This window comes from Enterococcus sp. AZ078 (genome assembly GCF_051714985.1).
GTDB classification, from domain to species: Bacteria; Bacillota; Bacilli; order Lactobacillales; family Enterococcaceae; genus Enterococcus_B; species Enterococcus_B hirae.
Map to the genome: position 1 here is coordinate 2,186,042 of NZ_JBIOSW010000001.1, position 14,032 is coordinate 2,200,073.

The 14,032-nt window shown below is 37.9% G+C and carries 14 protein-coding genes and 1 tRNA gene; 3 read left to right on the top strand and 12 right to left on the bottom strand.

The window, feature by feature from the left end:
• Positions 1-76 precede the first annotated feature (76 nt).
• Entirely contained in the window at positions 77-1,408 is a 1,332-nt protein-coding gene (rpoN, locus tag IGJ18_RS10240; RefSeq protein WP_034699130.1) for an RNA polymerase factor sigma-54, read from the bottom strand.
• Positions 1,409-1,467: 59 nt separating this feature from the next.
• On the opposite strand from rpoN, the gene IGJ18_RS10245 reads away from it, so the two are divergent.
• Positions 1,468-1,539, top strand: a tRNA-Arg gene (locus IGJ18_RS10245).
• A 214-nt stretch (positions 1,540-1,753) separates the two neighbouring features.
• Here IGJ18_RS10245 and IGJ18_RS10250 read toward each other — a convergent pair.
• The 11 genes from IGJ18_RS10250 to IGJ18_RS10300 all read right to left on the bottom strand — a co-directional run bounded on the left by IGJ18_RS10250 (position 1,754) and on the right by IGJ18_RS10300 (position 11,477).
• Entirely contained in the window at positions 1,754-2,365 is a 612-nt protein-coding gene (locus tag IGJ18_RS10250; protein WP_368020231.1) for a hypothetical protein, read from the bottom strand.
• A 381-nt stretch (positions 2,366-2,746) separates the two neighbouring features.
• A complete protein-coding gene (locus tag IGJ18_RS10255; protein WP_438843293.1) occupies positions 2,747-3,265 on the bottom strand; it encodes a GrdB-related putative oxidoreductase in 519 nt (172 codons plus the stop codon).
• 14 nt (positions 3,266-3,279) lie between these two features.
• Positions 3,280-4,635, bottom strand: coding sequence for a PTS cellobiose transporter subunit IIC (gene celB, locus IGJ18_RS10260; protein ID WP_010738000.1), 1,356 nt, complete (start codon positions 4,633-4,635; stop codon positions 3,280-3,282).
• Positions 4,636-4,687: 52 nt separating this feature from the next.
• A complete protein-coding gene (locus tag IGJ18_RS10265; protein WP_010718620.1) occupies positions 4,688-5,017 on the bottom strand; it encodes a PTS sugar transporter subunit IIB in 330 nt (109 codons plus the stop codon).
• Positions 5,018-5,078: 61 nt separating this feature from the next.
• Positions 5,079-6,026 (bottom strand): N(4)-(beta-N-acetylglucosaminyl)-L-asparaginase, encoded by a 948-nt coding sequence (locus tag IGJ18_RS10270; protein ID WP_034699124.1) that lies wholly within the window; start codon positions 6,024-6,026, stop codon positions 5,079-5,081.
• Positions 6,027-6,171: 145 nt separating this feature from the next.
• Positions 6,172-7,455, bottom strand: coding sequence for a Sapep family Mn(2+)-dependent dipeptidase (locus IGJ18_RS10275; RefSeq protein ID WP_438843461.1), 1,284 nt, complete (start codon positions 7,453-7,455; stop codon positions 6,172-6,174).
• Positions 7,456-7,474: 19 nt separating this feature from the next.
• The gene (locus tag IGJ18_RS10280; RefSeq protein WP_010738003.1) at positions 7,475-8,200 is read right to left on the bottom strand and encodes a GntR family transcriptional regulator, LSA1692 subfamily; all 726 of its coding nucleotides are present in this window, start codon (positions 8,198-8,200) and stop codon (positions 7,475-7,477) included.
• A gap of 585 nt (positions 8,201-8,785) precedes the next feature.
• The gene (locus IGJ18_RS10285; RefSeq protein WP_178305778.1) at positions 8,786-9,679 is read right to left on the bottom strand and encodes an RsiV family protein; all 894 of its coding nucleotides are present in this window, start codon (positions 9,677-9,679) and stop codon (positions 8,786-8,788) included.
• 26 nt (positions 9,680-9,705) lie between these two features.
• Positions 9,706-10,218 carry an RNA polymerase sigma factor gene (locus IGJ18_RS10290; RefSeq protein ID WP_034699109.1) on the bottom strand — a complete coding sequence of 171 codons (513 nt, stop codon included), beginning with the start codon at positions 10,216-10,218 and terminating at the stop codon, positions 9,706-9,708.
• Positions 10,219-10,352: 134 nt separating this feature from the next.
• Positions 10,353-10,964: a DNA-directed RNA polymerase subunit delta gene (rpoE, locus tag IGJ18_RS10295; protein WP_010718626.1), complete on the bottom strand. Its 612-nt coding sequence runs from the start codon at positions 10,962-10,964 to the stop codon at positions 10,353-10,355.
• Between the two features lie 75 nt (positions 10,965-11,039).
• On the bottom strand, positions 11,040-11,477 hold the full coding sequence (locus IGJ18_RS10300; RefSeq protein WP_010718627.1) for a DUF1934 domain-containing protein: 438 nt from the start codon (positions 11,475-11,477) through the stop codon (positions 11,040-11,042).
• A 370-nt stretch (positions 11,478-11,847) separates the two neighbouring features.
• Here IGJ18_RS10300 and IGJ18_RS10305 point away from each other — a divergent pair, with 370 nt between their 5' ends.
• Together IGJ18_RS10305 and IGJ18_RS10310 are read left to right on the top strand one after the other, a co-directional pair.
• The gene (locus tag IGJ18_RS10305; RefSeq protein WP_096708843.1) at positions 11,848-12,678 is read left to right on the top strand and encodes a lipoate--protein ligase family protein; all 831 of its coding nucleotides are present in this window, start codon (positions 11,848-11,850) and stop codon (positions 12,676-12,678) included.
• Complete coding sequence (locus IGJ18_RS10310; protein WP_438843294.1) at positions 12,662-14,032, top strand: HD domain-containing protein; 1,371 nt, start codon at positions 12,662-12,664, stop codon at positions 14,030-14,032. Before IGJ18_RS10305 ends, IGJ18_RS10310 begins: the two co-directional genes overlap by 17 nt.

Here is a 14,032-nt window from a genome sequence, read left to right on the forward strand (position 1 = left end):
CTAACAGTTTTACCCGTTTTTTTCAATAAAAAAAGACTAGAAAAAACTTTTCATTTTTTTCTAGTCGAGATTCACATTATCTATCATAACGTTTTCTTTTCGATGAACTTGGGATTCCCAGCAGGTCACGATATTTTGCAACCGTCCTTCTTGAAATCAATATTTCATCTTTTTTTAATAATTCTACGATCTTTTGATCAGAAAGTGGTTTGATTTTGTCTTCTTGATCTACAAGTTCTTGGATTTTCTTTTGTGCAGTATCAGCTGAGAGATCGGTCTCAGTATCTGTCCCACTTTGCTGTAGTCTAGTTGTAAAGAATTTCTTAAGCTCGAAAACCCCAAATTCAGTTTCCAGGTATTTTCCATTGACGGCACGGCTGACAGTGGATTCATGTACTTCCAACTCTTTTGCCACTTCTTTTAATGTCAGCGGTTTAATTGGTCGTTCTTTATTTGTGAAAAAGGCTTGTTGATGGGAAACAATGATTTGAGCCACCCGTAAAATCGTATCCCCACGTTGTAGAATCGTTTTTTTCAACCAGTCAAACTCTTGTTTCCGTTCTTTCAAATACGCTTGCGTTTCTTTGTCTGCTTTTTTAAGCATCTGATTAAAATAATGTTCTTGGAAACGAACATCTGGTTGATTTCCTCGTCTAGAAAGGACAGACACTTTTTGGTCCTTATCAACCATCACTTTGACATCAGGAATGATATATAATTCACTGCTTCGATCAAAAATCCGTCCAGGGCTTGGGCTAAGTGTTTGGATGTAATCAAAGATTCGTTGTACTTCACTAAGTTCGATTGAAAAGCGTTGAGCGATCTCTTTCCATTTGCGATCAACCAGCAACTCAAAACACTCTTCCAAAACGATATACGCTAACTCTGGTGCAAAGTCATCTCTTTCCGTTTGTAACATCAAACACTCTTGTAAACTTCGTGCCCCCACACCTGCTGGTTCAAGTTGTTGGACCAGCGTCAGTGCATCAAGGATCTCAATCGAAGTTGCATTTGTTTGTTCTTGTGCCTCTTTTAAATCAATCGTCAAAAATCCATTTAAATCAATGTACTCGACTAAATAAAGAACTAACTGACGTAAGAAGGTCTGCCGATAGTTCAAATGGATCTGTTCGATCAATGATTCAAATAAGGAAACACTGGTATCGGGAATTTGATTTAAGTAGTTGGTTTCTTCATTATCATTGGCTGATCTGATCTTCTGATAGTCAGATTGCCATTCTGGTTCCACTACTTCTATCAATGGATTTTCTAATGCTTGATTTTCAACAAATGCCAAGAGCTCTTCACTGTTATATTGCAATACCTGGATGGACTGTTGCAGATGTTGTGTCATGGCTAATTTTTGTGTTTGCTGTTGTTTTTGTGAAAAGTTTTGTTGAAATTTCATTTTTTTGTCCATTCCCCTTGTAATTTTTTTTTAGTTTCGTTACAATTGTGTCTGTACTTGCGTCCTTAGTGTAGTGGATATCACGTAAGATTCCGGTTCTTGAGACGGGGGTTCGATTCCCTCAGGACGCGTCTATTGCTATCTTAGCATATTTGGGAATGTTTTGCTTTCTAAATTTAAAAGATAAAAAGCTGATCCGCATGTATGGATCAGCTTTTTTCGTTATTTTTTGTGTAAACTAAGTTTTACGAGCCATCCATATCTCTCCCAACACTTTTCTTTAACCATTCACTATTATTCAGCAATGGTTAGCGATCGCTGTCCACTTCCTTACCCGCCTGCAAATCAAAAAGTGATTCGGTGTTCACTATAACTGTATTGGTAATGGCTCCCGGCATCCTTTGTAGTAAACCTTAGATCTAGCGCACTGTCTACACCACTCGTTGATCCGATTTGCCATGAAGTCGTACCTTGATTAAAGAAGTCACCATTCACGATATAATAGATACGATTGGCTTCTTCTAAGTTGACATAGACAGTTCCGGAAAAGGCTTTTGCCACTTCCTGGTCTTCTCTAACCAAATTTATTGCTATTATTCGTTTAATCGCTCTAAAATGACCACTTTCACTCGTTTCACAATAAAACCGCATCGTTGGCTTGTATGTCTTATTCACCGTCACAGTATGCGACAGTACTCGAAAGGTTGCTCTATTTCGAGTAACTGTGTGAACAATTTTGTCCGAAGATTCGAGTTTTTGCCTTGCTTTTGTTGATGAAAGCTGAAGATCGTTTGTGAGTTGCTCAATCATTTGATCATAAGTCATTACTTTGGAAAATGTTGCATGTGTTTCTACATTAGACTTGCTTGTAGTTGCCGCTATTTCTTGGGGATGAGAAATCAAAAATAGGAGTATAGAGCTAACAAACAAGGTCATGAGTATCTTTACTTTGTTCATACATCACCACTTTTCTTCAATCAAGAATAAATCGCTTACAATAAATAGTTTATTGGACGATCCATTGAGATTCAAGTCTATTTTTCACTCTACTTTTTAATAAAGAGAAGGAATAAATCAATAAAGAGAAGGAGCAAGTTGGCAAACGATGAAATTCAGTTAGCTAATTGATCGAATCTTTCTACCCAAACATTGACATTGATCAAAGCCTTACGTGTTCCTCATCTCCCCTGATCCTGCTTGTGGCAAACTATTCTTTGCAACCTTCTTCACACAAAAAGCCAATCAAAACATACGTAATGATTGGCTTTTTTCCGTCATCTATCGAAACAGCTTTTCAACTTAAGAAAAGACATTATGCTCCGTTTATTCACTTTTGATTCAAAAGATCATTTCTTGTTCTGAGGAAGTTCGTTCTTCCCCTTTCGCTAACTGTGTCACGATTGTTGCCATATTTTTATAGGATTGATTTAGTCCGATCCCACCTTTTTTTGGCATTTTAACGATGGGGATCACTTGCTGATATTTTGCTACAGCAGGATTTTCAACAGACATTGCAGCGGCAGCAGGAATGCCTTCTTTGTTAAAAGCTTCGACTAACCCGCCTGCCATCTCTCCAAAATTAGGATAATGCATAGCTGGTCCACATAATATCGCATCTGCTTCAAACTTTTTGGCGAATCCGATAAATTTTTGTTTGACTTCTTCTGGATGACTTGAATAATAACGATCACCGCAGTATAAAGTAGCAATAATCTCTGCCTTTTTTTCTTTAAACAATGGCGCTAATGTTTCTCCCGGTCCTAGAGCAGTTTTTTTTCCACTTGGAGGTAATTGTGCTTGTTCGTCACTTCCCATACCTGCGGTCACATGGTTGAGGATCAAAATGATTTTTTTCATGCTCCTACTCCTTTTTATAAGGTATCAAAATCAAAGTCATCAAAATTGATTTCTTCTGCTGTTGATTCTTCTGCCTCAAGCTCTTCTTTCAGATATTGATTGTCTAACACTTTGATGAATGGATAATAAACTGCCATTCCTAATAAAATAAGTAATCCCTGAAGGACAGAAGCTTGCCAACCACTGACTAAAAAGCCTGAAATGATCGGTGGCGTTGTCCATGGAAGTTGAATCCCATTGGTGTAAGCAACTAGCCCTAGGTCCATACAAAAATAAGCAATAATGATATTGATTGTCGGTACTAAAGCAAATGGGATCAAAATGATTGGATTTAATACGATCGGTAAACCAAAGATGATCGGTTCATTGATCCCGAAAATTCCTGGTACAAGCGATAATTGTGAAAGTTTTTTCACTCGCTGACTTTTACATACAAGAATCATAATCAAAATCAATGATAAGGTAGAACCGCCCCCACCAAATGTTGCAAACATATCTTGAAATTGACCTGTAATGATATTAGGAATTTCATGTCCGTCTTTGAACGCATTTAGATTTTCAATCGATAAAGCACGAAGAACTGGATTGAAGACTGCACCTACGACACTTGAACCGTTGATTCCGAAAAACCAGAAAAAATGTAAAAATAAGTACGCAATGATCATAGCACCTAAAGTATTCCCTAAACTTAACAATGGTGTTTGTAAGAATTTAAACAGGATTTCTTGTAAATTCCCATATGTGGTTAAACTCGCTACCCAATTCGCCACCATAAAGAACGTTAAGATGACGAAGCTTGGAATCAACGCTTCAAACGATTTAACAACAGTAGGCGGCACGCCATCTGGCATTTTGATTGTCCACCCTGTGCGAATCAAAGCAACGAACATACGAGTCGCTACTAAAGCAACTACCATCCCTAAAAATAAACCACTTGATCCCATCCAACGTAAAGGAAGACTTCCGACTTCAAATACTTCAGTCGAACCTTCTGGCGTAAATAATGTGGTAAAAGGCGTTACGATAAAGAATGAAACTAAAGAAATAATTGCTGCTTGCATCGCATCCACTTTAAATTGCTTTGCTAAACTATAACCGATGCCCCCAACTGCTAAAATCGTCATGATATCAAAACTGGCGGTAGCAGGCTTATTCAACATGACTGCCCAATTTTCCCCTAAAAATCCAGCCATCCATTCATTCCAATTTGGTATTGGAAAGTTGGTCAATACTAGAAACAATGACCCCACGATCAATAACGGTGTAGAAAGTAAAAAGCCATCTCGTATAGCAATCAAATATTTATTTTCTCCAACCGTTTTTGCCATTGGTGTCAAAACTTTTTCTAACCAATTCAAAAATTTTTGCATCTTTTTTCCCCCGATCTTTTTGTTGACTCCAACTGTTTCCGTTTACAAAAACTCATTTTCTACTTTCTTTGATCATTTTCAGGACATCTTTCATCGCACGTTCGCCATCCATCATGCCATATGCTTCTGTGGCAATTGTGCCTACAGGAATGCCTAACGGCTCAAACGTTTTTTTCATTTTGTCACTTAAATGACGAACTTGTGGTCCTAATAAGATAGCTACCGGTTTCTCTTGTTCAACTTTTTCCTCTGCATGGATTGCTGGGAACGCATGGATTTCTAGTGGCATCTGATGTTTTGTGACTACTTCCATCATTTTATTGACCATAATACTCGTTGACATCCCTGCTTCACAGAATAAATAGATTTTTTTTGTTGCCATTTTTTTCTCCTCCTTATATATACATATGCTGATTATCAGCTAAATGACTTCGATACTGGGATCAAACTGGGGCTTTGATGCGTTTTTCATAAGCATCCAGCCATTCTTTGGTGATTGGTTCAATGATCGTTGTCTGATCAACTCCTGGATTAGCTAAGTAGATAGCTGGTTGCTCCTTTTCAGTTGCAACAGTAAACGTAAATTCTACATTAGTCGCAACTCCCCATTCACCTGCTTTATTCATAGCAACTAATGAAAAAGCACCTGCTTTGCCATACCGTTCTTTTAATAAATCAGTAAAAGAATACACAGCTTGATCACAGGCTTTTTGTGGAGTGACTCCTTCTCCCATCAAGCGAACAATTTCATAAGCTAGACAGCCTTTCATTAGATCTTCTCCTAGACCAGTTGCTGTCGCACCACCGATTTGACTGTCGACGTAAAAACCAGAACCTGATAAAGGGGAATCTCCCACACGACCTTGCTTTTTCATAAATAATCCAGAACTAGACGTTCCTGCAGCCATGCCAGTGTGTTGATCCAAAGAAACCACGCCCACCGTATCATGTCCGTCATAGGGGCTTAGATTCGTTTTCGCCACTTCTGCCACTCGTTTTTGCCAAATTTTTTTAGCTCTTGGCGTTAGCATGTTTTTCCGTTCGAATCCTGCTAGCATTGCATATTCAGTGGCTCCTTGTCCTACGCGAAAACTATTGAATTTTTCATTACTTAATTTTCTGGCAACTGATATTGGATTCGCAATATCTACGATCCCAGCCACTGCCCCAATTTTGAACGTATCCCCATCCATAAAAGCCGCATCCATTTCTACAATGCCTCGTTCGTTTGGCAAGCCACCATAGCCAACTGATTTATAAAATGGATAGTCTTCTACACATTTGATTGACGTTTCCACAGCATCTCCGCATGTTCCTTCCTGTTCTAATAATTCTTTAGCAGCTAACACACCATCATGTGCCATACGCCACGTTGCGATAATTCCCCACATGTTTACTCCTCCTATATATAGCGCTTACATCTATTTTATTTAGTATATACTATTATGTCTATACTAAAAAGAGACTTTTCTTAAAATCTAATTGATTTATAAGAGAAGTCTCTGATAATCTTTTTTTTAAAAAATATATAACTGTTTATTCGATCAATGCTTGAATGCTTCGCAGGTATATCTCTAAATTCATGCGCAGATCTGTTACTTCCATATACTCATTTTTGTTATGTGCAATCCCTTTCTGTCCAGGAAAAGAGGGACCAAACGCTAATACATTAGGAATCTTTCTGGCATAAGTAGCACCCGTTGTCGTCACTGGTGTAGGGTCGTTCCCAGTAATCTCGCCATAAATTTGAGATAGTTTTTTGATTTCGGGCGAATCTTTTTTCTGACAGATCCCTGGAATACTGCGATTGATTGTAAAAGTCGCTTTCTTGGGCAACTGTTTAGCCAACCCACTCACGACTTCCTCTTCTGTGACTGAAACAGGGTAACGAAAAGCAACTTCTAAATCTAACCCGTTAGTGTTTTTTTGCAAATTCACAGGTGTAAGAATCAACCTGCCTGAATCTTCATCAGACAAAGCAAGCTCGATTCCTTCTCCATAATGTTTATTGTGGAAAGCTTGCCAGATCCAATCAAAATAAGCTCGTATTTGTTCTGGAACAGCTGAATCTGCTTTGATTTTTTCGGCAAGCAGCGTAATCGCATTCTCTCCTAATTCTGGGGCATTACTTGGAGAACGTTTTCCTTCCACATCAAATTTTTTCTCATTAATCGAAACACTCAGCTGGTCTGGCACATGATCTCGATATTGATCCCCTGCAAAATCACTGATTTGAATAACTTCTTCTTTAACTAATGGGAAATGAATCGTTAGGTTGACTACTCCTCTTTCTCCGTAAACAACTGGATATTTACAATCTGGCGTAAAACCAAATGATGGCGGAACTTCAGCCTGTAAATAATGAGCCACATCAGACATCCCACTTTCTTCGTCAGTCCCAAAAATAATGCGGATCGTTTTTTTAGGAACCGCTCCCATTTTTTTCAACAGGATCAGAGCATAAAAACAACTAATGATCGGCCCTTTATTATCTAAAATCCCTCGTCCATAAAAGCGTCCATCTTTTTCGCTTAAATCAAAGGGTGGAAAATCCCATCCCGATCCTGCTGGAACCACATCTAAATGACCAATGATCCCAATATAGTCCTCATCATCTTCTCCCCATTGGACGTACCCGATCGCATCATCAATCACTTTGGTCTTAAACCCTACTTCTTTTCCTTTTTTAAGTACAAGGTCCAACACTTCTCGAGGTGCTTTCCCAAACGGAGCATGATCTTCCGGCTCCCCTTTCACACTTGGTACTTTCATAACTGTTTGAAGAAATTCAAGAAATTCCTCCCAATGTTCATCGATCATCGACTTGCTTTTTTTCAATTTATTCACTCCTTTTTTGACGAATCAACGTATTTTTAAATGTATATTTATCTGCACGATAATACGAGCAGTCATATAAGATTGGTTTGGCTGCTGGCGAATATGTCATTGAATGGACAAACAACATCGGTTCATCCACAGCTACTTGCAAGAGTTTTGCCACGTCAGCCGTCGCTTTCACTGCTTCGATTTCTTGGTGAGAATAAGCGATCTCCACGTTTTTTTCGATCACTTGATAGAGTGACCCACTTAATTCTTCTTGAGAGACTTCTCCCAGATAACGTTTTAAAATATAAAGATTTTCAACCGTCATTGGTTCGTCATCAAAATAACGTAATCGTCTCAAATGAACGATTGGCTCAGAAATCGATTCACCAAAAGCTTGTTTAACATTCGTTGGTAGTTGTTCAGTAACTTCGCATTCTAAGACTTGCGTTTTTGTCTTTTTCCCTTGGATTCGAGCAGTTTCGGTAAAGCTTTGCAATCCTCCAGAGCCACTTTGGATCTTAGGTTGTTTCATGACATACGTGCCTTTACTTTTTTCTTTGATCAACTTATTTTGGCTGATCAATAATTCGATTGCTTTACGAACAGTTAAACGACTACATTGAAACTCGTCTGCTAAATCATATTCTGAAGGTAATTTTTGACTAGAAACGTAAATTCCTTCCATGATTCGCTTCTCAATTTCATTCGCAATTTCTTGAAATTTTGGTTGTTTTTTCACGAGATTCCTCCTAAAATATTCTCCAAACTTTCTGCTAGCTTTATTTATTAGCAGAACCAACAATAATGAGAAAATATTTTTATCCAACAATAAGTATATACTAAAAAGTATATACTTTCACATCATTTACGATATTTGCACAAAAAATTCTAGGACGAAATTTGGATAGTTCTCTAAAATAAAAGGGACTGAAACAAAACTTGCTTCAGTCTCTTCTAGTATCTCTAAAAACGAATAAATGATGTTCAAAGAGCTGACCTCTTGTTCACGGTGAGAAAAAAGTAGCATCTTCAAAAAATTTGTCGAAATTGACCAAAAATTTGTGAAGCACCAAGTAGGTAACAATCAACAGCAAAAACCAGTGTTTGCGTTTCTTGTCAATTTTCGGAAATTCCTTCTTATTTCTTGATGCGAAATACTTTTGTCTCAATCTCTCTTAAACAGCTATTTATCCAACAATGGCTGTCCTAGACATTTTGTATATATTATAACCATGTATAATTGAACTATTTGAAGTATTTTTCCAAAATCAAATCAACTCTTATGATAGCGCAAAGGATCAGTTATTTATTTTTTAGGTTGAGCTTACTCATTTAAGTAATCTGGAGAAGCTAAAAGTGAACGTGTCACTTCTTTAGGTATCACAAAGGTTGGTGTGCCCATATAGCCAGGTGCGATCGAAAATTGATCGTAAACTAAGACTAATTCGTGGTTCCTATTAATATAAAACTTGGTATCTTTAGTAACTAATGGCGTTTTTTTGATTAGTCCATCTTTAAAATCATCATCTGTCCAATAATACTGATCAGGGTTTTCTTTGCTATTTTTTTGCATTTGCTCTTTGACTTCATTTGTCAAAACGGAAAGATACTGATCATCTTTGAATAAAAGTGGTAAAGATAAGACTACTCCGCTTTTTTTATCAATCGTATCATAACGCTTTTCCGTATAGCTGTCTGCGGCAGTTTGTGTCATCTTTCGTTCAATCACTAAAAAACGCGGATCATCCAACAGTTTCTGATAATCTCCCGTAACTTGAAAATGATTTGTTTTAAAGTCTTGGTACTGTACTTTTGCTTTTTCAAAGTTTTCTTGTCCTTCACGAAAGTACTTTTTGTTCAGTCCAGCAATCGTCTGACTATTTTCTTTATCTTTTGTACTGATTTGCGGCACTCGGATCTCGATTGCTTCATCAGACAGTGTTTTCCCTAAAATTAATTTCACGACTGGGCCAATCAAGGGTAAATCTTCAGCAAAACTACGAATTTGATTGTTAAAAAAAACACTGCTGAACATCATCGCAATAATAGCAAAAGATAGAATAAGTCCTTTCACTTGTTTTTTTCGTTTCACTCGCTGGTTAAACCTTTGTTCTTCCAGTGAGTAGCGCTTGATCATCTCATTTTTGATACCATGAGGGATTTCTTGTTGTTGATAGACTTGTTTCAGTTGTTCTAGTTCTTTCTGAGCTGAATACATCGTCTTTCTCTCCTTTATTGTGATTTTTACTGTAAGATTTTTCTTAGCTGATTTAACGTACGATACATTTTGGTTTTGACGGTGTTTTCATTCAAATCAAGAATCTCTGCAATTTCTTTTAAACGAAAGCCTTCAAAAAAATGTAAAATCAAAATTTCCTTTTCAGGGCTATCAATTCCTTCAATGATTCCATGTAAATCAGTCAATGAATCGTCCATTGTATGAGCGAGTTGAATCGTTTCTTCTTCCAATGTTTCCGATTGATTTCGTTTTTGCTTACGCCAAGCATCGATAGCTGTTCGTATCAAAATACGATAAAACCAAGCTGAAAATCGTTCAATCTCTTTCCCTTGTTCAATAGCAGCTAACGCTTTATGAAAACTGTCTTGCATCACGTCTAATGCTTCTTCTTTGTTATGAACATAATTCATTGTGATCCGAAACATTTTCTCATATTCCTCTTGGATCAATTCACTTAATAAATTCTTTGATTTTTCGATTTGCTTCTTTTTCTTGTAACGATTAAAAATCGGACCCATCTCCTTTCCCTCTCACTTACTATGACGATCAAACAAACCAAAAAGTTTCAATTATTTTTTAATTTATGTAAAAAATCAATACAAAAAAACTGCAGATCCCTTATTGGGGGATCTGCAGCTATGAAGCCGAAAGTCTATTCTTCGGTAAACTCTTCGTCCTCGTAGTCTTCGTCTTCATCGTCATCTTCAATGATGCTTAGATCTTCTTCGATGTTGCCTGGTAATTCTTCTTCATCGTCACTTGTGTCGTCTGCACCGATTTCTTGCAAGTCAGAGTTATAAGCAGCGATTTCTTCATCATCGTCATCATCATCTTCAAAAAGATCATCGTCATCTTCGTCAGACAAGTCAGTATCTTCTGGGTCATCATCATTATAATCGATCGCATCTTCATCATCGTTGATAAAGGCATTGACTTTTTTACGTTTGCGTCGACGAGGTGTATCTTCATCTTCTTCGTCAATTCCATGGTTTACTTCTTCATCGATCGAATCGATCGCATACCATGAACGTAAGCCCCAACGATTGTCACCTAATGAAATAAAGCTACCATCAATATTTAAGTCAGTATAAAATTGTGCCAGTGAATCACGAATCTCACTGTCTGATTTTCCAAGATAGGTTTGGATTTGGTTGGCTAAATCAGAAAAATCCATCACATCGCCACGTTGTTCTAAGATCGCATGTGCTACTTCGATCATTGATAATTCGTTTTTGTTTGCACCTTCAAATACACTAATTTCCAATCAGGACACGTCCTTTCACAGTCTACTCCTTATCATACAAAATCATACGTAAAAAATCAAACGTTTCTTTGCGATTTAAGCAGTAAAATCTAAAGTTAAATAATATTCCCCTAATTTTTCTGGTCCCATTAGCAAGTCGTATTCAATCATTACTTTCCCAGCGGTTGGTCGGTCTTTCAGACTAACATGTAATTCTTTGGTGTACGTTTCAATTTGAAGCATGCCATAAGGTGTCCGATACGTTGTTTCCAAACGTTCACGATACCCGAATTTTAGTCGCATCCGTGTTTCTCCCGCACGAATCAGTTGAACCTGTCCATCGGGCATCAATTTGATCGTTACAGGGATTTCTTCTGCTGTATTTTCCTGAATTTCCTGGTATCGTATGTATAACGTATCCCCAATTTTGACCATTTGACCTTTCAGATCAAAGAAAAAGTCTTGATGCTCCCCGTTTTGCATGACTTTCGTCCGTAATTTGATTGAAATGGGTGTTCCTTGCGATTGTGCCATTTTACCTTCTCCTTTACTTCATATAGGTACATTGTTCCTAGTTTTCGTCTATTTGTCAAACAACTCGTCATCGAAGAGGTTGTGAAAGCATCGGGGAGCTCCGATGACAATAAGAAAGAATTTTTTAAAATAGCTTCTCATATTTTGAAAAATTCAGGCTTATTTCAAGGAGCTGATGCTTGAACACCGTTTATTCGTTTTTAGAGCTACCAGAAGAGACTGAGCCAAGTTTTGTCCCAGACTCAATAAATTCTTTTTTTAGAGTATGTTAGAGTATAGTATAATAATGAGAGAAACTCCCATGAAACGATGACAAACGTGAATCATTGGAATATCAATCGATGATTAATTATATAAAGGAGCGAATGTAATGAATCCAACAATTATTTTGGATCAAAAAATTTATCAAAAAAATGATTTTACCCCTTTTGCTCTGACGGATATCTTAACCGAGTATTCAAAAAAAAACAACCAAAACTTTCTCCATTTTTGGCAATATGAACAAACGGTGATCTTAGGAATGAAAGATACTCGAACGCCCTACTTCCATGAAGGCATTCAGGAGCTAAGAAAAGCAGGCTATCAGCCAATCGTTCGTAACGCTGGTGGATTAGGGATCATTTCTGATCAAGGGGTTTTAAATCTCTCATTGATTTTCCCTCAAAACGAACAGGAGAAGATATCGATTGATGCTGCCTATGAAAAAATGCTCACATTGACTCGTCTGGCTTTTCCAACCGTATCAATCGAAGCTTTTGAAGTGACCCATTCTTATTGTCCTGGTACGTATGACCTGAGTATCAACGGTAAAAAGTTTGCGGGGATCGCCCAACGTCGCATAAAAAATGGGATTTCTGTGATGATGTATGTTAGTGTCAATGGCGCACAACAAACCAGAGGTCAAGCGATGAAACGATTCTATCAAGAAGCGCTGAAAGAGGATTTCGGCACGAATGGTTACCCGGCGGTCGTTCCTGAAAGTATGGCAACCTTAGCTGATTTACTTGAAACGCCTTTAACTATTGAGGATGTAAAACAACAATTCCAATTGGCACTCACACAACTCTATGGAGAGAGTCGTTCCGTTGATGCGCTATGTTGGAAAGAGGCACATGTCACTTCTGAACAGTGGACGGATCAAATCAATCGAATGGAAGAACGAAATAAATTAAAGGAGCTTGCTGATGACTATTCCTTATAAATATCAATTATTACCGATCGAAAAGGTCTTTCGTGACCCGGTCCATAACTATATCCATGTCCAACACCAAGTCATTTTAGACCTGATCAATTCAAAAGAAGTCCAACGATTGCGCCGTATCAAACAGTTAGGCACTTCTTCCTTTACTTTTCACGGCGCTGAACATAGTCGGTTCACTCATTCATTAGGGGTCTATGAAATCTCAAGACGGATCTGTGATATCTTTTCCCGCAATTTCCCTCAAGAAAAAATTGGCGCTGACGGTTGGGATGATCGAGAACGTTTGGTTACGTTGTGCGCAGCATTGCTTCACGATGTTGGTCATGGTCCTTATTCCCATACATTTGAGCATATTTTCCATACGAATCATGAAGCGATCACTGTAGAGATCATTACTTCTCCCGAAACGGAAGTTTATCAAATTTTGAATCGTGTGGAAGAAGGATTTCCAGAAAAAGTCGCCAGTGTGATCCAAAAAACATATCCTAATCCCCAAGTCGTCCAAATGATTTCGAGTCAGATCGATGCTGATCGAATGGATTACTTGTTGCGAGATGCCTATTACACTGGGACAGAATACGGTACGTTTGATTTAACCCGAATTTTACGTGTCATTCGTCCCTATAAAGGCGGGATCGCCTTTTCGATGAATGGGATGCACGCAGTCGAAGATTATATTGTGAGCCGCTATCAAATGTACGTTCAAGTTTATTTCCACCCTGTGTCTCGTGGCATGGAAGTAATTTTAGAACACTTGTTACATCGGGCGCATGAGTTGTATCGAGAAGATCCCAATGTGTTTGAATCCCATTCTCAACTACTCTTACCGTTTCTTGACGAAAACTTTACACTGGATGAGTATTTAAAATTAGACGATGGCGTTTTAGGAACTTATTTTACCCAATGGACGGAATTTTCTGATCCAATCTTAAGTGATTTAGCTAAACGTTTCTTATACCGTAAACCGTTAAAATCGGCGACTTTTTCTGGGGATCGCTCTTCTTCCTTGATCAAGGAAATGACTGCTCTTGTGGAAAAAATTGGCTACAATCCTGTCTACTATACTGCCATCAATTCCAGTTATGATTTGCCTTATGATTTTTATCGCCCCGAAGAAGGACGCCATCGAACACAAATCGAAATCTTGCGAAATGATGGAACTTTGGTAGAATTATCAGAGGTGAGCCAACTTGTGGCTGCTCTTGCTGGACAAGAACAAGGAGATGAACGATTTTTCTTTCCAAAAGAAATGGTTGATCCGTCTTTAAGAAATCACTATGATCTATTTGACGAAACCTATCAAGAATTTGCCAGCCATATCCGCAATGGTTCACTGATTACCCAAACAAACTAA